Origin of the sequence: Aliihoeflea sp. 40Bstr573 (assembly GCF_024105655.1) — a bacterium.
GTDB lineage: Bacteria > Pseudomonadota > Alphaproteobacteria > Rhizobiales > Rhizobiaceae > Aliihoeflea.
Genome location: NZ_JAAAMH010000023.1, coordinates 1 through 23275, shown reverse-complemented (window position 1 = coordinate 23275; position 23275 = coordinate 1). Strand labels below are relative to the sequence as shown.

The 23275-nt window shown below is 64.4% G+C and carries 21 protein-coding genes and 1 tRNA gene; 12 read left to right on the top strand and 10 right to left on the bottom strand.

The genetic code is table 11. The features are described 5' to 3' along the window. The first annotated feature begins 29 nt into the window (after positions 1–29). The 3 genes from ilvA (at position 30) to GTK01_RS18395 (ending at position 4183) form a co-directional block, all read left to right on the top strand. On the top strand, positions 30–1238 hold the full coding sequence (ilvA, locus tag GTK01_RS18405) for a threonine ammonia-lyase IlvA (RefSeq protein WP_252928844.1): 1209 nt from the start codon (positions 30–32) through the stop codon (positions 1236–1238). A 291-nt stretch (positions 1239–1529) separates the two neighbouring features. Beyond that, the gene (locus GTK01_RS18400) at positions 1530–2894 is read left to right on the top strand and encodes a DEAD/DEAH box helicase (protein ID WP_252928801.1); all 1365 of its coding nucleotides are present in this window, start codon (positions 1530–1532) and stop codon (positions 2892–2894) included. An 80-nt stretch (positions 2895–2974) separates the two neighbouring features. Further along, positions 2975–4183, top strand: coding sequence for an MFS transporter (locus GTK01_RS18395; protein WP_252928799.1), 1209 nt, complete (start codon positions 2975–2977; stop codon positions 4181–4183). Here the strand turns inward: GTK01_RS18395 and GTK01_RS18390 are convergent. Then, on the bottom strand, positions 4180–5187 hold the full coding sequence (locus GTK01_RS18390; RefSeq protein WP_252928788.1) for a carboxylesterase: 1008 nt from the start codon (positions 5185–5187) through the stop codon (positions 4180–4182). The genes GTK01_RS18395 and GTK01_RS18390 overlap by 4 nt on opposite strands. 80 nt (positions 5188–5267) lie before the next feature. Between GTK01_RS18390 and GTK01_RS18385 the strand changes: the two genes are divergently transcribed. After that, positions 5268–6578 (top strand): MFS transporter, encoded by a 1311-nt coding sequence (locus GTK01_RS18385; protein WP_252928786.1) that lies wholly within the window; start codon positions 5268–5270, stop codon positions 6576–6578. Here the strand turns inward: GTK01_RS18385 and GTK01_RS18380 are convergent. Together GTK01_RS18380 and GTK01_RS18375 are read right to left on the bottom strand one after the other, a co-directional pair. Further along, positions 6568–7404 carry an SDR family NAD(P)-dependent oxidoreductase gene (locus GTK01_RS18380; RefSeq protein WP_252928784.1) on the bottom strand — a complete coding sequence of 279 codons (837 nt, stop codon included), beginning with the start codon at positions 7402–7404 and terminating at the stop codon, positions 6568–6570. The two genes, GTK01_RS18385 and GTK01_RS18380, sit on opposite strands and share 11 nt — an antisense overlap. 16 nt (positions 7405–7420) lie before the next feature. Next, positions 7421–8059, bottom strand: a complete 639-nt coding sequence (locus GTK01_RS18375) for a ChrR family anti-sigma-E factor (protein ID WP_252928782.1) — start codon at positions 8057–8059, stop codon at positions 7421–7423. A 227-nt stretch (positions 8060–8286) separates the two neighbouring features. Here GTK01_RS18375 and GTK01_RS18370 point away from each other — a divergent pair, with 227 nt between their 5' ends. The 5 genes from GTK01_RS18370 to GTK01_RS18350 all read left to right on the top strand — a co-directional run bounded on the left by GTK01_RS18370 (position 8287) and on the right by GTK01_RS18350 (position 12114). Continuing rightward, positions 8287–9321: a cysteine synthase A gene (locus GTK01_RS18370; RefSeq protein WP_252928780.1), complete on the top strand. Its 1035-nt coding sequence runs from the start codon at positions 8287–8289 to the stop codon at positions 9319–9321. Continuing rightward, on the top strand, positions 9321–10058 hold the full coding sequence (locus GTK01_RS18365) for an alanyl-tRNA editing protein (RefSeq protein ID WP_371924393.1): 738 nt from the start codon (positions 9321–9323) through the stop codon (positions 10056–10058). Before GTK01_RS18370 ends, GTK01_RS18365 begins: the two co-directional genes overlap by 1 nt. A gap of 12 nt (positions 10059–10070) precedes the next feature. Further along, entirely contained in the window at positions 10071–10913 is an 843-nt protein-coding gene (gene sseA / locus GTK01_RS18360) for a 3-mercaptopyruvate sulfurtransferase (RefSeq protein WP_252928841.1), read from the top strand. Next, the gene (locus GTK01_RS18355) at positions 10910–11431 is read left to right on the top strand and encodes a GNAT family N-acetyltransferase (RefSeq protein WP_252928778.1); all 522 of its coding nucleotides are present in this window, start codon (positions 10910–10912) and stop codon (positions 11429–11431) included. Before sseA ends, GTK01_RS18355 begins: the two co-directional genes overlap by 4 nt. A gap of 110 nt (positions 11432–11541) precedes the next feature. Further along, positions 11542–12114, top strand: a complete 573-nt coding sequence (locus tag GTK01_RS18350; protein WP_252928776.1) for an OmpA family protein — start codon at positions 11542–11544, stop codon at positions 12112–12114. Between the two features lie 127 nt (positions 12115–12241). Here GTK01_RS18350 and ald read toward each other — a convergent pair whose 3' ends face one another. Further along, complete coding sequence (ald, locus tag GTK01_RS18345) at positions 12242–13357, bottom strand: alanine dehydrogenase (protein ID WP_252928774.1); 1116 nt, start codon at positions 13355–13357, stop codon at positions 12242–12244. 141 nt (positions 13358–13498) lie between these two features. Between ald and GTK01_RS18340 the strand changes: the two genes are divergently transcribed. After that, positions 13499–13972, top strand: coding sequence for an Lrp/AsnC family transcriptional regulator (locus tag GTK01_RS18340; RefSeq protein ID WP_252928839.1), 474 nt, complete (start codon positions 13499–13501; stop codon positions 13970–13972). A 126-nt stretch (positions 13973–14098) separates the two neighbouring features. Then, complete coding sequence (locus GTK01_RS18335; RefSeq protein ID WP_252928772.1) at positions 14099–16075, top strand: bifunctional 2',3'-cyclic-nucleotide 2'-phosphodiesterase/3'-nucleotidase; 1977 nt, start codon at positions 14099–14101, stop codon at positions 16073–16075. A 65-nt stretch (positions 16076–16140) separates the two neighbouring features. On the opposite strand, the gene GTK01_RS18330 is transcribed toward GTK01_RS18335, so the two are convergent. The 6 genes from GTK01_RS18330 to GTK01_RS18305 form a co-directional block, all read right to left on the bottom strand. Next, positions 16141–17394: a cyclopropane-fatty-acyl-phospholipid synthase family protein gene (locus GTK01_RS18330; protein WP_252928770.1), complete on the bottom strand. Its 1254-nt coding sequence runs from the start codon at positions 17392–17394 to the stop codon at positions 16141–16143. Between the two features lie 25 nt (positions 17395–17419). Then, complete coding sequence (locus GTK01_RS18325; protein WP_252928769.1) at positions 17420–18268, bottom strand: DUF1365 domain-containing protein; 849 nt, start codon at positions 18266–18268, stop codon at positions 17420–17422. Between the two features lie 9 nt (positions 18269–18277). Continuing rightward, complete coding sequence (locus GTK01_RS18320; protein ID WP_252928767.1) at positions 18278–19621, bottom strand: NAD(P)/FAD-dependent oxidoreductase; 1344 nt, start codon at positions 19619–19621, stop codon at positions 18278–18280. Next, positions 19618–21078: a deoxyribodipyrimidine photo-lyase gene (locus GTK01_RS18315; RefSeq protein ID WP_252928765.1), complete on the bottom strand. Its 1461-nt coding sequence runs from the start codon at positions 21076–21078 to the stop codon at positions 19618–19620. Before GTK01_RS18315 ends, GTK01_RS18320 begins: the two co-directional genes overlap by 4 nt. A gap of 97 nt (positions 21079–21175) precedes the next feature. After that, positions 21176–21931, bottom strand: a complete 756-nt coding sequence (locus GTK01_RS18310) for a class I SAM-dependent methyltransferase (RefSeq protein WP_252928763.1) — start codon at positions 21929–21931, stop codon at positions 21176–21178. Positions 21932–21937: 6 nt separating this feature from the next. Then, entirely contained in the window at positions 21938–22909 is a 972-nt protein-coding gene (locus GTK01_RS18305; protein WP_252928761.1) for a glutaminase, read from the bottom strand. A 157-nt stretch (positions 22910–23066) separates the two neighbouring features. Between GTK01_RS18305 and GTK01_RS18300 the strand changes: the two genes are divergently transcribed. Then, positions 23067–23156: transfer RNA gene (locus tag GTK01_RS18300), tRNA-Ser, on the top strand. Positions 23157–23275: the final 119 nt, after the last annotated feature.

Genomic DNA, 23275 nt, shown 5'->3' with positions numbered 1-23275 from the left:
AAGCTTCCGTCCGCCAGGCAGCCGGCGCCATGCGCGCGCTCTTTCCCGAGACGCCACTGCAGGAGAACGCGTATCTGTCGAAGAAGTCCGGCGCACGCATCTTCCTGAAGCGGGAGGACCTGTCGCCGGTGCGCTCCTACAAGATCCGCGGTGCGTTCAACTTCTTCCGCAAGGTTCTGGAAGCGGGCGCCGGGCCAGATGTGTTCGTCTGCGCCTCGGCAGGCAACCACGCCCAGGGTTTCGCCTATGTCTGTCGTCACCTCGAAAAGCGGGGCGTCATCTTCATGCCGGTGACGACGCCGCAGCAGAAGATCGACAAGACGCGGCTGTTCGGCGGCGAGTTCGTCGAGATCCGCCTGACGGGCGATTATTTCGACGCCTGCTATCGCGCCGCGCAGACTTTCGCCGCCGACACCGGCGGTCTGATGGTGCCGCCTTTCGACCATGAGGACATCATCGAAGGGCAGGCGAGCGTCGCGCAGGAGATCGAGGCCCAGCTTCCTGCCGGCACGCGCGCCGACCTGATCGTCCTGCCGGTAGGCGGGGGCGGGCTTGCCGCCGGCGTGACGCGCTATCTTGCCGATGCCGGCACGCGGTTCCTGTTTGCCGAACCGGTGGGCGCTTCGAGCCTCCATTCCAGCCTGACCGAGAACCGGCGCGTGCGGCTGCCGCAGGTCGACAATTTCGTCGACGGGGCGTCGGTGGCGGAAATCGGCGAAGCGAATTTCGCGGCGCTGTCGCATTTTTCGCCGGACAACGTGACGCGCATTCCCGAGAACCGGGTCTGCGCGACGATCATCGAGATGCTGAATGTCGAGGGCGTGGTGCTGGAGCCGGCTGGCGCGCTCGCGATCGACGCGCTGAAGGATTTGCCGGCCGACGAGATCGCCGGAAAGACGATCGTGCTCGTCGTCTCGGGCGGCAATTTCGATTTCGAGCGGCTGCCCGACGTCAAGGAGCGGGCGCTGCGCTTCGAGGGACTGAAGAAGTATTTCGTCTTCCGCTTTCCCCAGCGCCCCGGCGCGCTGCGCGACTTCCTCGACCTGCTCGGCCCCGAGGACGACATCGCCCGCTTCGAATACCTCAAGAAATCGGCGCGCAATTTCGGTTCCGTACTGATCGGCATCGAGACCAAGAACCCGGCGAACTTCGCCGTGCTCGCGGAAAAGTTCGAGGCGGCGGGATGGACCTACCAGGACATCACCGACAACGAGACCATTGCCGGGCTCGTCATCTGATTTTGCAGCGCAGCAAGTTTCAGTTGCATTTGGAGGCGAACAGGGCCATATGAGCCCGACAAGGCGCTTGGGCCGGACTTTCCGGCTTTCCCGAATACGGACTGGTTGCGTCTTTGCCTTGGATCATCTTCGAGGCAAGCCCGCGAATGATCGCGGCGACGACAGCGCAGCCGCGCGGGCTTCAGAGTTCGCCGCCTTGTCGATCCCATTTTGACATATCGCACGCAGGTTGCGCCCTGCGGCATCGATTTTTGCGCCCGGCAAATGCCGCGCGCCAGAAAGAAGACTGCTTTGACGACTGAAAATCAGACCACCGCCGCGAACAGCGGTTTCGGCCCACTCGGCATCGACGGCAAGCTGCTCGAAAGCGCTGCCCGCGCCGGCTTCGTGGAGCCCAAGCCGATTCAGGTCGCGGCCATTCCGGCGCAGATCGCCGGCAAGGACATCCTGGGCGTCGCCCAGACCGGCTCCGGCAAGACGGCCGCCTTCGCGCTGCCGATCCTCAAGCACATCGCCGCGCTTGGCGACAAGCGCAAGCCGAAAACCTGCCGCGCGCTGATCCTTGCGCCGACGCGCGAACTCGCCGTTCAGATCGAAGAGACGATCCGCGCCATCTCCAAGGGCCTCCACATCTCGACCAGCCTCGTTCTGGGCGGGGTCTCGCGCGGTGGCCAGGTCAAGCGCATGGCGCAGGGCGTCGACATTCTCGTTGCCACGCCGGGCCGTCTGACCGACCTCGTTCGCCAGAACGAGATCGTGCTCGCCGAGACGCGCTGGCTCGTGCTCGACGAAGCCGACCGCATGCTCGACATGGGCTTCATCAACGACGTCAAGAAGATCGCCCGCGCGACGCATCCCAAGCGCCAGACGGCGCTCTTCTCGGCCACGATGCCGAACGAGATCGAGCAGCTCGCACGCGGCATCCTGCGCGATCCGGTCCATGTCGAAGTCGCACCGCAGGGTACGACGGCGGCCGAAATCCACCAGAGCGTCGTGATGGCCCGCCTGAAGCAGAAGCGCGACGTGCTGTCGACGATGCTGAAGGACGAGGCGATGTCGCGCGTCATCATCTTCGCGCGCACCAAGCACGGCGCTGACCGCGTCACGCGCGATCTCGTGCGCGACGGATTCGAGGCTGCGGTCATCCACGGCAACAAGTCGCAGAACGCCCGCCAGCGCGCGCTGAACGGCTTCCGCGACGGCGAGGTCCGCATTCTCGTTGCGACCGACATTGCCGCGCGCGGTATCGACGTCCCGAACATCACCCATGTGGTGAATTTCGATCTGCCGGACGAGGCGGAGAGCTATGTTCACCGTATCGGCCGAACAGGGCGCAACGGCGCGGACGGCATTGCGATAACGCTGTGCGACCCTTCCGAGGGCTCCAAGCTGCGCCAGGTCGAGAAGATCATCCGCATGAAGCTGCCGATCGCGGCGGACCATCTCGGCCAGGCCGATCCGGTGCAGCGCAAGTCCGAGCCGCTGCCCGAGGAGCGCGAGAATCGCCGTCCGGCCAACAGCAACGGAAAGCCGCGCCAAGGCCGCAAGCCAGGTGTCGCTCACGGTTCGGGCAAGCCCGCCGAAGGTCAGAAGCGACCCTTCCGCGCAAAGCGCCGTGGCCCAAGCAATGGCGGTGGCTCGCGCCGCGCTGCCTGATTGCACCTAACGCGTTAATCAACTAATCCGTTTCCCGTCGGCCGGTGGTCGTACCAATAAAAGTCGACGGGAAACGCTTCATGGCTGGATTGGCCGCTCTTGCGATCGCCTATGTGCTGTCGCAATTCTACCGCTCGTTTCTGGCGGTGCTCACACCGGTCCTCGGTTCGGAACTGGGGGCAACGAATACCGACCTGTCGCTCGCGTCAGGTGCGTGGTTCGCATCGTTTTCGGCGATGCAGTTCGTGGTCGGCGTGTGCCTCGACAAATATGGCCCCAAGCGGACGGCTGCCGTTCTGCTCGCTATCGGCGGCGGGGGCGGTGCGTTGCTCTTCGCCTTTGCCACGCAACCCTGGATGGTGATCACGGCGATGGCGCTGATAGGCGTCGGCTGCGCGCCGGTGCTGATGGCCTCGGTCTTCATCTTCGCGCACACCTATTCGACCGCGCGGCTTGCAATCCTCACATCCTGGCTCGTCGCCTTCGGCTCGCTCGGCAATGTCGTCGGCGCCTCGCCGCTGGCAAGCGCCGCCGGTGCATTTGGCTGGCGTCCGGTGATGATGGGGCTTGGCGTCGTCACGCTGCTAACTGCCGCCTCGATCATGATCTTCCTGCGCGATCCGCACCGAGATGGGGGGCAGGTCGCCGGCGTCGGTTTTTCCGGCTATCTGGAGCTCTTCAAGATTCGCGCCCTGTGGGCGCTCTTCCCGCTTACCGCGATCAACTATGCCGCCGCTGCGGGTATTCGCGGTCTATGGGCCGGTCCCTATCTCGCCGACGTCTATGGCGCCGATGCGCTGATGATCGGGCAGGTCACGCTCTTCATGGCGCTTGCCATGGTGGCCGGCGGGTTCATCTACGGGCCGCTCGACACGATGTTCCGCACGCGCAAATGGGTGGCAATGGTCGGCAATTCGCTCAGCCTCGCTGTCATCGTCTATCTCGCGCTCAATCCGGTGACGAGCATTGCCCAGACGACGATCATCTTCGTGCTGATCGGCGTGACGGGCGCGGCCTACGGCCTCCTGATGGCGCATGGCCGCGCGTTCCTGCCGACGCATCTGACGGGGCGCGGCGTGACCCTTCTCAACTTCTTCTCCATCGGCGGTGTCGGCATCATGCAGTTCGCGACCGGGCCGATCGTCTCGGCCAATGCTGTCGAGGGCCAGCCGGAGGCGGGTTATGCTGCGCTCTTTGCCTTCTACGCCGCGATGCTTGCGATCGCGCTATTCATCTTCCTGTTCGTTCGGGACGCGAAGCCGGAACGCGCGAAACTGGCCACAGCCTAGAGGGCGTTCTCGCGCAGCCAGTTGACGGTGGTCTCGATGACCAGCTCGTTGGTCTGCGGCGAGAGCGCGTCGCCGGCGATGACGTGGTTCTGCGGATCACCGGAGCTTTCGATCAGAAGGCTGTCCGACAGCGCGCCCCAGCGCGCGGCGATGTCTCGCGTTACTTCGGCATCGACGATGCGATCTGTCGACGAATAGATGAAGAGCGCAGGGATGCCGATCTCCTCGGCAGGCGCGTTTCGCGCGAGTTTCGTCAGCGCGGCCATCGGCAGGATCGCTTCGGTCGGATAACGCGCGGTCCACAGTCGGCCATGCGCCTCGTTGCGTGGGGTGAACTGCCGCTCCGGCCCGCTTGCAAGGCGCGCGATCTGGCCGCCCCAGGGACCTGTCAGAAGCGAGGAGCCCGTTGCGCGGACGCGGTAGTTTGGCGAGACGAGGACGAGCGCAGCGACATCCTCAGAAAGCTCAGGCTGCGTTGCCGCCCATGTCGCAAGGCCGGCGCCGGTGGACGTCGCCATGACGACGACGCGCGTGCCGAGCCGACGTCCGATCTCGATCGCCTCGGCATAGTCGTTGACCCAGTCATTGACGCTCGCCGTCGCCATCGCCCCGCCGTCCTGGCCATGGCCGGTCAGACGGGTGAAGAAGAGATTCGCACCGAGCCGCGCTGCGACCTCGTCGGGCACCGGCCGGATCTCGCCGCTGGAGGCGGAGAAACCGTGGACATAAACGATGGCGAGTGGCGTGCGGGCCTTCGAAGCCGGGAACGCCCAGACGATCTCCTTGCCGACGCCATCGCGAAGGTTCGGGACGTCGCGCTCGCGCGCATCGACATAGGCCTCGACGTCGCCGCCGATTGCCGCCGGGTCGAACCGGATCGCGGTGTCGACGGGAACGCGCGGGCCGGCGAGATAGGCGATCGCGCAAAGCGCAAGGACGAGCACTGCCGCACCGATCAGCCACATGCGCCACCTGCCTCCTGCCGATTTCGTTTTCGCCGCCATGCCGTCTACCTCATTTGCTGAAACCGCTTGTGCCTTTCGGACGTAAAGATCAACGGTTACGAATTTCGCGAAAGCCCTGAATGTCCCTGCCGGCCACCCGCCTCGTCCTCTACGCGCTGCCGGCGATCCCGCTGGCCGCGCTGACGCTTCCTCTCTACATCATCGTTCCGACCTTCTATTCCGAGACGCTCGGCCTGTCGCTCGCCGCCGTCGGTACGGCGCTGTTGCTCGTGCGGTTGTTCGACGCCGTCAACGACCCGCTCATCGGCTGGGCGGCGGATCGGTGGCGGGCGAAGATGGGACGGCGGCGGGCGACGTTTCTCGTCTCGCTGCCCATCGCGGCGCTTTCCGCTCTGATGCTGTTCTGGCCGCCGGAAGGTGCCGGTCCGGGATATCTCGTCTTCTGGGGAGCGATGCTTTCGATCGGCTATACCGCGGCAATCATTCCATTGACCTCGTGGGGGGCGGAGATGGCGGGAGACTACCGCGAGCGCGCGCGGGTGGCGGGCTTTCGCGAAGGGTTCACGCTTGCCGGCACGCTACTCGCCATCGCGCTGCCCTTCGCCATCGGCATGGAAAGCGCCGAGGGGTTGCAGGGCCTTGCCGTGCTGGGGATCGCCGTCGCCGTGCTGCTCGTGGCGCTGGGTGGGCTCACCGTCTGGCGCGTGCCCGAACCGCGCGACCACTCGCACTCGCGGCTGAACCTTCGCGGCGGTCTGCGCCATATGGCGCGCAACGGCCCGTTCCTGCGGCTGATCGCGGCATTTCTCATCAACGGGCTCGCCAATGGCATTCCCGCCACGCTCTTTCTCTATTTCGTTTCCGACAGGCTCGGGATGACCGAGATGCGCGGGCCGCTGCTCTTCGTCTATTTTCTCTCCGGCATCGCCGGCATGCCGCTGGCGCTGGCCGCGGCGCGGCGCCTCGGCAAGCACCGCGCGTGGTGCGTGGCCATGCTCTTCATCTGCGTCGTCTTCGCCTTCGCGCCCTTGATCGGGGAGGGCAACTGGCCTGCATTCGCCGCCCTGTCGGTCGCAACCGGGCTGACGCTCGGCTTCGATCTCGCCTTGCCGGCGGCGATCCAGGCGGACGTGATCGACGTCGATACGGCATCGTCCGGCGAGCAGCGTTCAGGGCTCTACTTCGCGGCGTGGAGCCTTGTGACCAAGCTGTCGCTTGCGCTCGCCGTCGGGCTCGCCTTTCCGGTCCTCCAGTTCTTCGGGTTTACGGCCGGCGGTGACAACGATGCGCGCGCGCTGACAGCGCTTGCCATCATCTATGCGTGGGTGCCGGTCGCGCTGAAGCTTGGCGCCATCGCGCTGATGTGGAACTTTCCGCTCGACGAGATCGCGCAGCGGGATCTGCGGTCGCGGATCGAGGCTACCGGCTGACCACGCGGCGCTTGTCCTTGCCGGAAGCGACGCGGCGCTCGTCCCAGCCGGTGACCCGCCTGACAAGACGATAATAAAGTGAATCCGGAAGGTAGCCGAACGCCTTGAGAACATAGGACAATCGACGCGGGAAGGAGACCTCGAAACCGCCTGTCTTCAGCCCCTCGACATAGCGCGCGCCGGCGTCCTCGACTTTCATCAGTGCGGGCATCGCGAATTTGTTCTTCTTCGTCAGCGGCGTGTCGACGAAGCCGGGGTTGAACACCTGGATACGGATGTTCAGCTTGTCGAAATCGTACTTCAGGCTGCGCGCCATGCTGTTCAGCGCTGCCTTCGTCGCGCCGTAGGCGGCGGCGGAAGGCAGACCGAAATAGGCGGTCACCGAGCCAGTGATCGCGATCTGGCCATGGCCGCGCTCGCGCATCCGATCGCTCACCGGAACCAGTCCATTGACGACGCCGAACAGGTTGACGGTAAAGGTGCCGTGGAAGTTCTCCACCTCAAGCCTTTCGCCAAGCGTGGGCGAATAGGTGCCGGCATTGAAGATGGCGAGCACGATCGGGCCGAGTTCGCCCTCGATCCGGTCGACAGTGCGTTCCATGGCGGCGGTGTCCTTGACGTCGCATGCCATGGGCACGATGCGACCCCTGGTGCCGGCCTTGATGGCGGCTTCGGCGACTTCTTCGAGCTTGTCGTCGTCGCGCGCGGTCGCGGCGACAATGTAGCCCGCGCGTGCGAGGTCGATCGCCACCTGCCGGCCGATGCCGGTGGAGGCGCCTGTGATCCATGCGACGCCGTCTTCGGGTCGGGCGCGGTAAAGGCTCATCGTGCGTCCCGGGGAATCATGCGCCCAGAATGTCGGTCAGGCGCTGGGTCAGCGGGCCGGTGAAGCGAAGCGGGGCGTCGGTGATGGCAAAGCCGATGCAGGGCCGTTCCTTCTCGGCGATCGGTCGATGGTCCACCGCTTCGTTTGCGACCGAAATGTCTCCGCGCCCGTAGCGGCCGAAAATGTCGGTGAAGGCACCGTCCAGAACGAGCGTCAATTCCTGGCCTTCATGGGTGTGGGCGGGAATCTTGCGGCCCGGCCTGATCCAGAAAAGGCTCGCGTGGCAGCCATCGACATCCATGTCGTATTCGCGAAAGCCGGGCATCTTGGTCCGCCATGGCACATCGTCGGCGTCGAAGCCGACAAAATCGCGCAGGGCCGCGGGGAAGATGCCGGTGGAGGGGCGGCGGATCGCTTCGACCGGCGGGGCGCTGCCGAAGATCGACGACAGGCGCTGCGCGTGATCGGCCATCGGCTGTGGCTCGGCGGCGTCGAGCGCGCCGGCTGCAAGTTCCTCGAGGCCGGCGACGAGGTCGCGATTGGCGTTGGCGATCTCCAGATGGGACTGGACCAGAACATGGGCCGGATATGGCAGCGTGCCAGCCGCATAACGCGCCATCAGCGCGTCGATCGTGTCGATGGTCTCTGCCGTCATTTCATGCCCCGACTGCGTTGCCCGTGTTCAATTCAGCTCCCGGCTCCCCAGATTGCGGTTTCCGCTTGTTTTCATGAGATACGGCCCTAAGCACAATCCGGATCACCTCAATGGGTCGCCATTGGGGCGAACAGATTTTTCGCGCCGGGGCGAGACCGCGAAATTCCATCCTTGAAAGCTTTCCGAAGGGTTTCTAGTTTCTCGGACACAATCTCTAAGGATCAATCATGGACCGTTCAGTCATCGATGTCATCGGCAATACGCCGCTGATCAAGCTCAAGCGCGCGTCGGAAGAAACCGGCTGCACCATTGTGGGCAAGGCCGAGTTCATGAATCCGGGGCAGTCGGTGAAGGACCGCGCCGCGCTGTTCATCATCCGCGACGCGGAGAAGAAGGGGCTGCTGCGGCCAGGCGGCGCGATCGTGGAAGGCACGGCCGGCAATACCGGCATCGGGCTGACGGTCGTCGCCAAGGCGCTTGGCTATCGGACGGTCATCGTCATTCCCGATACCCAAAGCCAGGAGAAGAAGGACGCGCTGCGCGTCCTCGGCGCGGAAGTGATCGAGGTTCCGGCGGTGCCCTACAAGAACCCGAACAACTACGTGAAGGTTTCCGGCCGGCTCGCCGAGCAGCTTGCCAGGACCGAGCCGAACGGCGCCATCTGGGCGAACCAGTTCGACAATGTGGCCAATCGCGACGGCCATATGGAGACGACGGCCTTTGAGATCTGGGACCAGACAGACGGCAAGGTGGACGGGTTCGTTTCGGCGGTCGGCACGGGCGGCACGCTCGCGGGCGTCGCGGCGGGGCTGCGCATGAAGTCGAACGGCGTCAAGGTTGCGCTGGCCGATCCGCTGGGCGCCGCGCTTCATTCCTATTACACCAATGGCGAACTGAAGTCGGAAGGCTCGTCGATCACCGAGGGCATCGGGCAGGGGCGCATAACGGCTAATCTCGAAGGCTTCCAGCCCGATTTCTCGTTCCAGATCCCCGACAATGAGGCGTTGCCCATCGTCTTCGACCTGGTGCAGGAGGAGGGGATGTGTCTCGGCGGCTCGTCCGGCATCAACATTGCCGGAGCGATCCATCTCGCGCGCGAAATGGGGCCGGGCCATACGATCGTGACCATTTTGTGCGATTACGGCACGCGCTACCAGTCGAAGCTGTTCAACCCCGATTTCCTGCGCACCAAGGAACTGCCGGTGCCGGCGTGGATGGAACAGGAGAGCAAGATCGCCGTGCCCTTCGAGGACGTCGCCTGATGGCGAAGACGGAAGCGCTGTTTCGCGAGGACTCCTATCTGTGTGAAGCAGAGGCGAAAGTCGTCGGGGTCAACGAGCGCGGCGGCATTCTTCTCGACCGGACCGTCTTTTACGCAACGTCTGGCGGCCAGCCGGGCGACACCGGTCGCATCTTCCGCGCCAATGGCGAGGCGATCGACATTGCCGGTACCATAACGGGCGAGACCAAGGACGAGATCATTCACCTGCCGGCGCCCGGCCAGCCGGTTCCCGGCCCGGGCGAGGCGGTGACGCTTCAGATACACTGGGAGCGGCGGCAAAAGCTGATGCGCATGCACACCGCTTGCCACCTGCTCACCGTCATCTGCCCCTATCCGATCACCGGCGCGGCTGTCTCCGAAGACGACAGCCGCGTCGATTTCGATTTGCCCGATGCGGGCTTCACCAAGGAAGAGGTGACCGCCAGGCTGCAGGAGTTGATCGCCGCCGACCATCCGGTCTCGACGCGCTGGATCAGTGAGGACGAGCTTGAGGCGAACCCTTCACTGGTGAAGTCGAAGAACGTTCGACCGCCGACCGGATCGGGCCGAATCCGGCTGGTCCTCATCGGCGAAAACGGCATTATCGACAGCCAACCCTGCGGCGGCACGCATGTGCGTTCCACCGGTGAGATTGGCGAGATACATGTCGGAAAGATCGAGAAAAAAGGCCGCGAAAACCGCCGATTCCGGCTCCGTTTCGGTCCTTTGCCGGCATAAACGAGGTGAAAACTGATGGAAACGAGCCCGTTTGTCGTCGATTTCGACTGGCTTGAAGGCAAGATCGGCACGCCCGGCGTCTCGATCGTCGACGCCTCCTGGTATCTGCCGGCCCAAAAGCGCGACGCCAAGGCGGAGTACGACGCGGCCCATGTTCCAGGCGCGGTGTTCTTCGACCAGGACCTCGTCGTCGAGCCCGACAGCGAGTTGCCCCACACCTTGCCGTCGCCGGCCGTCTTCGCCCAGTTTGCCAGTTCCATGGGGATTTCGGCAGACGACACGATCGTCGTCTATGACGGGCTGGGGATGTTTTCGGCACCGCGCGTCTGGTGGATGTTTCGAATCATGGGAGCGCGGGAAGTCGTTGTTCTGAATGGCGGTTTCGATCGCTGGAAGGCGGACGGCCGGCCGGTGACGGATGAGCCGACGAAGGTGGCGCCGAGCTTCTTCGAGACCCGATTCGACGAAGAGCGCGTGGCGCGGCTGGACGACATGCGCGCGCTGGCCGGCAATGGCCAGATCGCCGATGCGCGGCCGGCAGGACGTTTTGCCGGAACCGATCCCGAGCCGCGCAAGGGCGTGCGCAGCGGACATATGCCGGGCGCGGTGAACGTACCCGCCACCGGCCTTTCTCGCGAGGGAAAGCTGCTTCCGGTCAACGAGTTGCGCGATCTTCTTCGGAGCAAGGGCGTCGATCTCGACCAGCCGGTCGTAACGAGCTGCGGGTCGGGCGTAACGGCCGCCGTCATCACGCTGGCGCTCGAATCGGTTGGGCATACCGACAACAAGCTCTATGACGGGTCGTGGACCGAATGGGGCGGGCGATCGGACACGCCGGTGGAAACCGGATCGTGACCGAGCGGCTGAAGGCCCGGATTACCCATCTCGAAATGAACGCGCGGCCGGCGGCACGCATAGCCATGCCGCACGGCCAGCGCGTCGCGCTGATGCGGGCCCGCGAAATGCCGGTCTCGTTCTATCGCTATCTTTATCGCGAGGTCGGCAAGCCGCATCACTGGATGCTACGCCGGGAGACACGGGACGACGAGCTAGCCGCCATCATCCGCTCGGCGAATGCGCAGATCGAGGTGCTCTATGTTGATGGATGTCCGGCGGGGTTCTGCGAGCTCGACCTTTCGCAGAAGCCCGACCAGGCGGAGATCCTCTATTTCGGCCTGATGCCCGAGTTTCAGGGCCGGGGGCTGGCCAAGTTCTTCCTGTCCGAGGGCATTCATGCTGCGTGGGATCATGATCCCGCCAAGGTGACGATCCACACCAACACGCTGGACAGTCCGCGCGCGCTCCAGCTTTACCAGCGCATGGGGTTTGTGCCGGTCGGCTTCGACGAGGAAGACGTCGAACCCTGGGTGTAATGCCCCTGCGTTAACGATGCTGAATGTCTGCCAACGAGCGCGTTCAGGCGAGCTTCACCCTTGCGCTGCCAATTTCCGCTCCTGATCGACATACGAGAAGGAGACGAACCATGAACCGCAGAGTTTTCCTTGCCAGCGCAGCCGCAGCTACCGCCTCCGCTGCAATCGCATTGCCATCAATCGCTTTTGCGCAGGATCGGGGCGGGCCCTCATCGGGCCAGATCATGCGCCAGCTCGATGCGGCACCGCGCCGACGCGTTCGCCCCGAGGATCGTGTGACGATCCAGGAATTCCGGCGCAGGCCGGAGCTTCGCCGGCAGGCGCCGTCCATAGACATTCAAGCTATCAATTTCGCGTTCGGCTCCGCCGAAATCCCTCGCTCGGAATTTGGCAAGGTTCGCGAGATCGCGACCGCGTTCGACCAGCTTGGCCGGCGTCGTCGCGGCGCGCGCTTCCTGATCGAAGGCCACACGGATGCGATGGGGTCGCGCGGGTCGAACCAGATCCTGTCCGAACGACGCGCCGAATCCTTGAAGCGTGTGCTGGTCAACGAGTTCGGCGTGCAGCCGCGAATTCTCGAGACCGTTGGCTACGGCGAGGATTTCCTGCTGGTCGACACCCCGTTGGAAGACTGGCGCAATCGCCGCGTGACGATCCGCCGGATCGACGAATTCGTCCGTTAACCGGTCAAGCGAAAGCCCGCCGATCCAGGGATCGGCGGGCTTCGAGGACATCGGATGGCCGAATACCGGGTACCAGTTTTCGGTCCGATGCATCGCTGCGGGGGAGGAGGGTCCGCAGCGAACCGGATCAGGCGGCAAGCGCCTTTTGAACGTCGACCATTTCGTAGCCGAGCGCCTCGGCAACCGGCGCATTGGTAATGCGGCCCTTGTGGACGTTGAGACCGTTGCGCAGGTGCTTGTCGTCGAGAATGGCCTGAAGGCCGCGATCGGCGAGCTGAAGGCCGTAGTGCAGCGTCGCATTGTTGAGCGCGTGGGCCGAAGTGACCGGCACGGCACCCGGCATGTTGGCGACGCAATAGTGGATGATGCCGTCGACCTCGTAGGTCGGCTCGGCATGGGTGGTGGCGCGGGAGGTCTCGAAGCAACCGCCCTGGTCGATCGCGACGTCGACAAGGACCGCGCCCTTCTTCATGCCCGACAGCATCTCGCGGGTGACGAGCTTGGGCGCGGCGGCGCCGGGGATCAAGACAGCGCCGACGACGATGTCGGCCGAGAAGCATTCTTCCTCGAGCGCTTCGACCGTGGAGAAGCGGGTGTGGACGCGGCCGTTGAAGATGTCGTCGAGCTGGCGCAGGCGCGGCAGCGAGCGGTCGAGGATCGTCACATCCGCGCCAAGGCCAGCGGCCATCTTGGCCGCATGGAGGCCGACGACGCCACCGCCGATGACCGTGACCTTGCCCGGCAGCACGCCGGGAACGCCGCCCAGAAGCACGCCGCGCCCGCCATTGGCCTTTTGCAGCGCCGTCGCACCGGCCTGGATCGACAGGCGGCCGGCAACTTCCGACATCGGTGCGAGGAGCGGCAGGCCGCCGCGATCGTCCGTCACGGTCTCATAGGCGACGGCAGTGACGCCTGATTCGAGGAGGCCCTTGGTCTGCTCCGGATCGGGCGCGAGGTGGAGATAGGTGTAGAGGATCTGGCCTTCACGAAGCTGCACCCATTCGGACGGCTGCGGTTCCTTCACCTTCACGATCATGTCGGCCTTGGCGAAGACCTCGGCGGCGGACTTGGCGATGGTCGCGCCGGCAGAGCGGTAGGCGTTGTCGTCGGCGCCAATTCCGGCGCCCGCGCCGGTCTCCACGATCACCTCATGGCCATGGGCGATGTATTCTCGTACCGAGCCGGGGGTGAGCCCGACGCGATATTCGTGGTTCTTGATTTCCTTCGGGCAACCGACGCGCATGGAAGTTTTCCTCTGTCCCTGAATTATCGTGCGATTTTAGTGCCCAAGGCGTCGAACGGGCTTGCAGCAACGATTGCGGTTTCACGCTGGAATTGCGTATTGTTGCATGTGATGGGCGAAAATAGGTGAATTCTGCGAATGATGCAGCTCGACAAGACGGATGTCGCCATTTTGGAGACGCTTCAGGCGGAGGGGCGAATTTCGAACGCGGCCCTTGCCGAGAAGGTCGGCCTGTCGCAATCGGCCTGCTCGCGCAGGCTCGACATTCTGGAGAAGAATGGCGTCGTGCGCGGCTACCATGCGCGGCTTTCCAACGCCGCGCTCGGCCACAAGATGACGGCCATCGTCCACATCTCGCTTTCCGGCCAGTTCGAAAAGACGCTCGCCGATTTCGAGAGCGCCGTGAAGCGCTGCCCGAACGTGCTTTCGTGCCATCTGATGTCGGGCGAATACGACTACATCCTGCGCATTGCGGCAAAGGACCTCGCCGACTACGAGCGCATCCACCGCGACTGGCTGACGGCGATGCCGCATGTGACCAAGATCAACTCGTCCTTCGCGCTGCGCGAGGTGATCGACCGGACCAGTATGGGCATCGACCCGGAACTGGCGTGACGCAACGGCGGGCTGCCGCGTCATCGACGCGTCACCAAAAACTGCTGGACTAGCGCTCTTCGCGACGTTCAAATCGCGGCGTCGTCGTCATTCGTCCACCGAAAAATCCTTCAGATGGAGATCCCCATGTCCGCCACGCTTCATCCGCTGTCGCGCCGCGCGTTCCTTGCAGGCTCCGCCGCTGCCGGCGCGCTGATCGCGCTGCATCCGTTCTCGGCGCGCGCGCAGGCCAACCAGGCGCATCTGCGCATCATGGAGACGACCGACCTCCACGTTCACGTTTTCCCTTACGACTATTATGGCGACCGGCCGAACGACACGATGGGCGTTGCGCGTACCGCGACGATCATCGATGAGATCCGCGCCGAGGCCACCAACTCGATGCTGGTCGACAATGGCGACTTCCTGCAAGGCAACCCGATGGGCGACTACTATGCCTATGAGCGGGGCATGAACGATGGCGACGTGCATCCGATCATCAAGGCGATGAACGTGCTTGGCTATGATTGCTCGACGCTTGGCAATCACGAGTTCAATTACGGGCTCGAATACATGCAAAAGGTGCTGGACGGAGCCGACTTCCCGTTCGTTTGCGCCAACGTCGCCAGGGGGACGCTGGCAGACGACCCGCTCGACGACGACCTGCTGGTCGAGCCCTACATCATCCTGGACAAGACGGTGGTCGACGGCGCGGGCGAGGAGCATCCGATCAAGGTCGGGCTGATCGGGTTCGTGCCGCCACAGATCATGACCTGGGATTCGCGCCATCTCGTCGGGAATGTCGAGGCGCGCGACATGGTGAAGGCGGCAGAGGCCTGGGTGCCGAAGATCCGCGAGGAGGGCGCCGACATCGTCATCGCGCTCTCGCATTCGGGCATGGGACCGACGGAATATGCCGAGAACCTCGAAAACGCCTCGATCCTGATCGCCGGCGTCGAGGGGATCGACGCGATCGTCACCGGTCATGCCCATCTGGTCTTCCCCGGCCCGGATTTCGAGGAAACGGAAGGGCTCGACAATTCGGCCGGGCTGATCGGCGGCAAGCCGGGGGTGATGGGCGGGTTCTGGGGCTCGCATCTTGGCCTCATCGACCTGATGCTGGAGCGCGACGGCGAAGCCTGGAAAGTCGTCGCCTCGACTTCCGAAGCGCGGCCGATCTTCGAGCGCGTGGAGCGCGAGGTGAAGCCGCTCGTCGAGAGCGACGAAGAGGTCGAAGCCGCCGTCCAGGAAGACCACGAGGCCACGATCGAATATGTGCGCACGCCGGTCGGCCAGACCTCGGCGCCGCTCCATTCCTATTTCGCGCTCGTCGCCGACGATCCGTCGGTGCAGGTCGTGAGCCAGGCGCAGATCTGGTACATTACCGACATGCTTTCGGCCACGGAATATGCCGACCTGCCTGTGCTTTCGGCGGCAGCGCCCTTCAAGGCGGGCGGGCGCGGCGGGCCGGACTATTACACCGACGTTCCGGCCGGGGACGTGGCGATCCGCAACGTGGCGGACCTTTATCTCTATCCCAACACGGTGCAGGCGGTCGTCATCACCGGCGCGCAGGTGAAGGAATGGCTGGAAATGTCGGCGGGCATGTTCAACCAGGTCAAGGCGGGGGTGAGCGACGCGCCGCTGATCAACCCGGACTTCCCGTCCTACAATTTCGACGTGATCGACGGGGTGACCTACAAGATCGACCTGTCGCAGCCGGCCAAATACGACAAGGACGGCGAGGCGGTGAATGCGGATGCGAACCGCATCATCGACCTTTCCTTCGATGGCGAGCCGATCGACCCGGAGGCACGCTTCGTCGTCGCCACCAACAATTACCGCGCCGGCGGCGGCGGCAACTTTCCCGACATCGCGGCCGACAAGGTCGTTTACGAGGCGCCGGACACGAACCGCGACGTGATCGTGCGCTACATCGTCGAGGAAGGCACGATCAACCCGGCCGCCGATGCAAACTGGTCGTTCGCGCCCATGGAGGGCACTACGGTGGTGTTCGACACCGGACCGAAGGCAAGCGCCTTTCTTTCCGACGTCAAGGGCGTGACCATCGAGGAAGCAGGCGAGGGCGAGAACGGGTTCGCGCGATATCGCATCACGCTCTAAAGCGGCTCGGATCAAACGTATCGGGGGCGGCTATCCAGCCGCCCTTCCTGCGCGTGAACGGGACGTCAGTTCCGGTAGATGACCTGGCGGACGTCGATATATTCGGCGCGGAAGCCGGCTTCGCAATAGTGCAGGTAGAACTCCCAGAGCCGCTTGAAGCGGTCGTCGAAGCCGAGCGGCACGATCTTGTGCCAGGAGGCGTGGAAACGGTCGCGCCATTCGGCGAGCGTTCGGGCGTAGTCTTGGGGAAAGACCCGTTCGGCAGCCAGTTTCAGGCCGTGATCGGCGCCAAGGGCGCGCAGGATCTTTGGCGAGGGAAGCATGCCCCCCGGAAAGACATAACGCTGGATGAAATCGGGCCGAGCGCGGTAGGTCGGGAAAATCTCGTCCTTGATGGTGATAATCTGAAGCCCGGCCGCGCCGCCGGGGTTGAGGCAGTCGCGCATCTTGGAGAAGAAGACGGGCCAGTATTTCTCGCCGACCGCCTCGAACATCTCGATCGAGGCTATGCGGTCGTAGCGGCCGGCCTCGTCGCGGTAGTCCTGGAACTTGATCTGGACGCGGTCTGAGAGTCCCGCCTTTGCAATGCGGGCGGTGGCGAAGTCGTGCTGCTCGCGGCTGATCGTCAGGCCGGTGACCTTGCAGCCAATCTCGCGGGCGGCGAATTCGGCAAAACCGCCCCAGCCGCAGCCGATCTCCAGCACATGGTCGTTCGGCCCGATGCCGGTGTCGCGGGCAAGCGCCCGGTATTTTTCGGCCTGTGCGCCCTCGAGGTCGTTGGCGCCGGAGGCGTAGAGCGCCGAGGAATAGGTCATCGAGGGGTCGAGCCATTCACGATAGAAGGCGTTGCCGAGATCGTAATGGGCGGAGATGTTGCGCCTGGAACCGGACTTCGAGTTCTGGTGGAACCAGTGGCGCAGACGCTGGAAGAGCGTCAGCATGAAGTTCGCACCGCCTGCGACGGCTTCACCTGCCTCTTCGTTGACGACGAAGAGTTCGAGGAAGGACGTGACGTCGGCGCTTTCCCAGTCGCCGTCGACATAGGATTCGGCAACGCCGATCGTCGCGCCGGAAAAGGCGCGGCCGACGAGGTTCCAGTTGTTAAGCCGGACATGGGCGTCGGGGCCGGGGCCATTGCCGCCGACCTTCAGGGCGCGGCCGTCCGGAAGCTCGACCGTGAGCGTGCCGTGCGGCATCGACATGCCGACCTTGAGCGCCATGCGCGCGCGCGCCGGCAGGCCGCGCGTCGCCTGCGCGAAGTTGGCGTCCGTCAGAACCATCGCACCGGCCATCTGCTGCATCGTAGCGCTGTCTTCCATGCCCTCCACCTCACTGCGTCGCCAGCTATTCGCCGGCCGTAAGAACCTTTGCCGCGTCCCGAAAACTGGCCGGTTTCGGCGGCGGCGGGCTCTTGTGGAATCGCGCGCCCTTGAGCCAGAGCTTCAGCGCTTCGTAATGTATCCCCGCGATCACTTTCCATGTCATCAGGGGCGTGCGCAAGAGGGTGCGCGCAAGGTCGCGAGTCGTCAGCTCGCGATGCTCGCCCGCGAAGGTGGCCGACAGGAGCGGCGTGCCGGCCTCGGTCTCGTGAATGCGCAGGCGCACGACGTTGCCGGGCGGCAGGACGCGAAAATGATAGCGCGCGCCCATGTCGATGAAGGGCGAGACGTGAAAGACCTTGGTCCGCTCCTGACGGATGCCGGCCGGCGTCAGTTCTCCATCCTCGACCAGCGCGACATAGGTGTGGCTTTCGCCGAAAGTGTTTCGGACGGCGTAGATCAGGGCGACCAGTTCATCATCCGCGCCATAGGCGAAGTAGATCGAGATGGGATTGAAGGCGTAGCCGAGGATACGCGGATAGGCGAGTAGCAGGATGCGAGTTGGCGGCTCGGCGAGACCCGCATCGGCCAGAAGCCGGTCGGCCATCTGGCGCAACGTTTCGCCCTCGCGCCTCGTGTGATCCTTCTGGTGGAAGGAAACGGGCCCCGGGCGGTCGACCGAAAACAGCGCCGACTGCCGGCCGGCTTCGGGCAGGCGGTCGAGATCGAGGAGCAGCGAGAAGACGCGGTAGGTGAAGCGGTGCGAAAAAGGCCGCATGCGCGCGTGCATCACCTCGCCGGCATAGAGCGAGGCGGCAGCGGTGGGCGCCGCGCCGTTCGCTTCCATGGTGGTGATGCGCTCCTTGCGGATCATGATCGGTGCCTATTCGGCGGCCAGCGGGAGCTCGGCCTCGCTCGCCTTGCTGCCGCGTGTCCACGGAACCGTCGCCCCGAGCGCGAAAGCGGCGTCGAGCCCGGACCTCAGGCCATCCTCGTGGAAGCCGTAGCCCGTCCACGCGCCGGCGAACCAAGTGTGGCGCACGCCCTGGATTTCGTCGAGACGCGACTGCGCGGTAAGAGCGCGGGCGTCGAACTGGGGATGCTCATAGGCCCATTCGCCAAAGATCGTTCCTGGCGCGGGATCGACGGCGGGATTGAGCGAGACGAAGAGCGGCCTGGCCGGATCGATGCCCTGCAGGCGGTTCATCCAGTAGGTGACCGAGACCTCGCGCTCTTCCTCGGCTTCACTGGCGCGCAGGTAGTTCCAGGCCGACCATGCGATGCGGCGCCGCGGCATCAGGCTTTGATCGCGATGGAGGATGACGCGGTTCGAGCGGTAGTGGACATCACCGAGGATGGTCTGCTCAAGAGGCGAGGCATCGCCGAGGAGCCGCAAGGCCTGATCGGAATGGGTCGCCACGACGATCGCGTCGAAGCGCTCGGGCGCTGCGTCCTTCGTCCAGACAGTGACGCCGAGAGCGTCGCGGATGATCGTCTCGACCGGGCTTGCGAGCCGGACACGGCCCTGAAGCGAAGCGAGCAGCTCGTCGAGATAGGTCCTGGCCCCGCCGGTGACCGTGCGCCACATCGGACGCTCGTGATGGATCAGGCGGTGGTTCTGAAAGAAATTGACGAAGGTCGCGGCCGGATAGTCGAGCATCTTGATGCGCGGGGTCGACCAGATCGCGGCTGCCATCGGGATCAGGTAGTTGTCGCGAAAGCCCGGCGAAAAGCGACGCTCGACGAGGTAGTCGCCAATCGTCATGCCGGCGAGACGGCCGCCGTCCCGGTCGGCGACGCACTGCTTGTTGAAGCGCAGGATTTCGCCGAGCATCTTCAAGAAGCGCGGCGAGAAGAGATTGCGCCGCTGGGCGAAGATCGATGCGTAGCTCTGGCCGCTCCATTCGAGCCTGCCTCCGTCGAGGGAGAGCGAAAAGCCCATGTCGCTTTCATGCGTGGCTACGCCCAGATGCGCGAAGAGGGCGGTGAGATCCGGGTAGTTGTGCTCGTTGTAGACGATGAAGCCGGTATCGACCGCGATTTGCGTTCCATCATAGTCGATGTCGACCGTCGCCGTGTGACCACCGGGGCGGGCGTCGGCCTCGAACAGCGTTACCTCGGCGACGTCGCGCAAGGCCCACGCCGCCGACGCTCCCGAAATTCCGGAGCCGACAACGGCGATCTTCCTGCGGCCGTCCGCCGTGCGGCTGATCGGAACGATGTTCATGTATTCCCTCGCATCTCTTGATAGGCTTCGAGCGCCCGGTCGCGGGCCTTGGAATGGTCGACGACAGGTACGGGATAATCAGTGCCGAGTTTCACGCCAGCGGCTGAAAGTGCGTGTTTCGAAGCCGTCCACGGCGCCTGCAGATCGCCATTGCCGAGTTGCGAGAGCTCGGTGACGAAATGGCGGACATACTTGCCGTCGGGGTCGAACTTCTCGCCCTGGAGCATCGGATTGAAGACGCGGAAATAGGGCGCGGCATCGGCGCCGGAGCCGGCAACCCACTGCCAGCTTGCCGTGTTGCTGGCCGGATCGGCGTCGACCAGGGTATCCCAGAACCATGCCTCTCCGGCGCGCCAATCCTGAAGGAGATGCTTGACCAGGAAGGATGCGACGACCATGCGTACGCGGTTATGGACCCAGCCCGTCTGCCACAATTGGCGCATGCCGGCATCGACCAGCGGATAGCCGGTCTGGCCGTGCTGCCAGGCGCGAAGGGCGGTCGCGTCCTTCTTCCAGGCGAAGGCGTCGAAGTCCCGGTTGAAGTTGGTCACGCCGAGATCGGGATTGTGAAAGAGGAGGTGGTACGAGAACTCGCGCCAGGCGACCTCCTTGCGGAACTTCTCGATGTCGCCGGGCGCGGCATCGATCTTGCGCGTTTCCAGCGCATGCCAGATCTGGAACGGCGTGATCTCGCCATGGGCGAGATAGGGCGACAGGCGCGAAGTGGAATGGAAATCCGGCCGGTCGCGGTTTTCGCCGTAGCCCTTGATCGGCCCGGACAGGAACGCGCCGAGCGCTTCGTGGGCACCGTCCTCGCCGGGTTTCCAGGTGTCTCGCAAGCCACCTGACCAGTCGGGCTTTTCGGGCATGAGCCCCCAATCGGCCAGCTTTTCGGATTTCAGATCGCCTGAAAACGGCGCGATCTCGCGGGGTCTTGCGACCGGCGCGCGGGGCTCGATCTCGGCGACCAGCGCCCGCCAGAAGGGGGTGTAGACTTTGTAGAAGCCGCCGGTCCTGGTCTTGATCTGCCACGGCTCATGCAGGAGATGGCCTTCGAAGCTTTGCGCCTCGATGCCGCTTTCGATGAGGCGGGATTTCATCTCCTTGTCGGCGGCGATCGCGGGCGGATCGTAACGGCGGTTCCAGTAGACGGCCTCGGCACCGGTCTCCTTCACGAGGTCGCCAGCAACATCGGCCATCGGGCCGGCACGCAAGATGAGATCCGCGCCGGCCTTTTCCAGCGCTGCGGCCAGCGCTTCCAGCGAATGGTGCAGCCACCAGCGCCGCGCGCCGCCGATCCTGCGCATCCCCTCGCTCATCTCGTCGAAGACGAAGACCGGAACGACGGGCCGGCCGCTGTCGACGGCGGCGCGCAGCGCACGGTTGTCGGCAAGCCGCAGATCGTGGCGAAAGAGGACGAGCGCGGGCCGGCCGGAAGTGTGGTCTTTGGATGCCATCGGTCGAAAAAGCGTGTCCCGTGCGAAGTCCCGGTCGATCAATGGCCTGTTTACGCGCGTGGGCGCGGATCGGATCGGTGCAAGACGTCGTTTGCACTCACGAATTTGTGCGGGGTTCGGCAGCGATGACGTAGTCGAAGCCGTGACGCAGGCCGCCCAGCCTGGCCTCCATCGCAAGGGCTTCGGTGCGCAGGCCCTCGACATGGGCGGAGAGCGCGCTGCGCAGATCTTCCGGGACGAGGTGCAGGCGGTGGGCGCACATGTCGAGCTGTGCGTTGACGAAGCGGGCGCGGTAGCGGATCGCAAAGCGCTTCGTCGAAACGATTGCGAAACCGGCCCGTTCGAGCTGCGCCTCGACCCACGACATCGGGAACTCGCGATAGGGCTTCTGGCCCGACAGGAGCAAGAAGGTATCGCGCAGACGACCTATCCTGAAGACGATGTCGCCGGCGGGCGTCGAGGGCTTTTCGAGAACATATGGCTCGAGTCCCACGAGGTAGAGCCGGCCGGCGGTGAGCTGGCGCAGCCGGGCGATCATCTCGTCCTGAAAATAGGGTGCGAAGCCGTCCATCGCGCCGATCAGGTAATCTGCAATCACGGTGTCGAAGGTCTCGCCGGCAAGGAAATCGGGATCGGCCCAGTTGCCGGTGAGGATGCGCTCATGCACGGGCGAGGGGCCGAGCGCGTCGCTCATGCGCCGGACCATGAGATCGGCCCCCGTGACCGCAGTCAGATCGTCCGCGGGCAGGGTGCGCAGCCAGCGCAGCGAATTGATGCCGGTTCCGGCGTCCAGAACGCGGCCCCAGGGGCGGGTCGAATTGAGCTCGGCTATGTGGTCGAAGATCAGCGACACTGTCGATCAGACGCGGCGGATGGCGCCGAAGATGGACCAGTCCATGCGCTTCGACAGGCGCTCCAGCGCCAATGTGCCGAGTAGCGAGTTGCCGTTGTCGTCAAGGCCGGGCGACCAGACCGCAATGGACGCCGTGTTCGGCACGATGGCGAGGATGCCGCCGCCGACGCCGCTTTTCGCCGGTAAGCCGACGCGGTAGGCGAAGTCGCCCGATCCGTCATACTGGCCGCAGGTCAGCATGATCGCGTTGACCCGCCGCGCGCGCTCCGCATCGTCCTTCGAGACCTTGTCGTCGATGTCCTCACGGTCGAGCATCAGATAGCGCCCGGCGCGCGCGAGCTGTTGGCAGGAGAGCGCGACGGCACATTGGCGCACATAGATATGCATCACGTCGGCGACCTCATGATGCAGATTGCCGAACGATTTCGCCAGATTGGCGAGCGCCTTGTTTGTGTAGCCGGAGGTTTGTTCGGAGGCGACCACGTCCTCATCGATGCCGATCCCGCCGTCGCCGATCATCTCGGCGATGAAATCGCGCACCGTGTCGGGAATATCGTCGCCGGTCCGCTCGTCGAGCAGCATGTCGTCGACGACCAGAGCGCCGGCATTGATGAACGGATTGCGCGGGATGCCCTTGTGGCGCTCCATGTCGACGATCGAATTGTAGGGGTCGCCCGACGGCTCCTTGCCGACACGCGTCCAGACCTTGTCGCCATGCTTCTTCAGCGCGAGCGTCAGGGCAAAGACCTTGGAAATGCTCTGGATGGAAAACTGCGTCTCGGATGCGCCACCGGAAATCATCTGTTCGTCACGCGTTAGCACGGCAATGCCGAACTGCTTGGTGTCGACCTTGGCGAGCTCGGGAATATAATCTGCCGCCTTGCCCCATTCGGTCGCATTGGCGATCTCGATAGCAATGCCATCGACCACCTTCTTCAAGAGGTCGTGGTCGATGTCCGTCCTGTCTCTGCCAGCCATTCCCGCCTCTGTGCAAGACCGCAAGTGTGCTGCGGCCAATTCCGATCGGTGGCGAAGATAGCGCCGACGCGGCGCAGTGCAAGTGAGCGAAGGGATGTTGACCGGCGCGGCCCGGATCACCTAAATGCCAACGCGTGCCGCGGCGATGCGCGGCAGCGGAGGGATGGCCGAGCGGTTTAAGGCACCGGTCTTGAAAACCGGCGAGGCAGCGATGTCTCCGTGGGTTCGAATCCCACTCCCTCCGCCACTTCAGTCCTTGAGTGGGCACTGAGTTTACGCCGTTTTTTCCGGTGAGCGCCTGGAGCAGCCGGGTCTTCGATCCCATGATCCGGACCTCGCCGTCCGCAACCTCGACGCGCTGGGCGA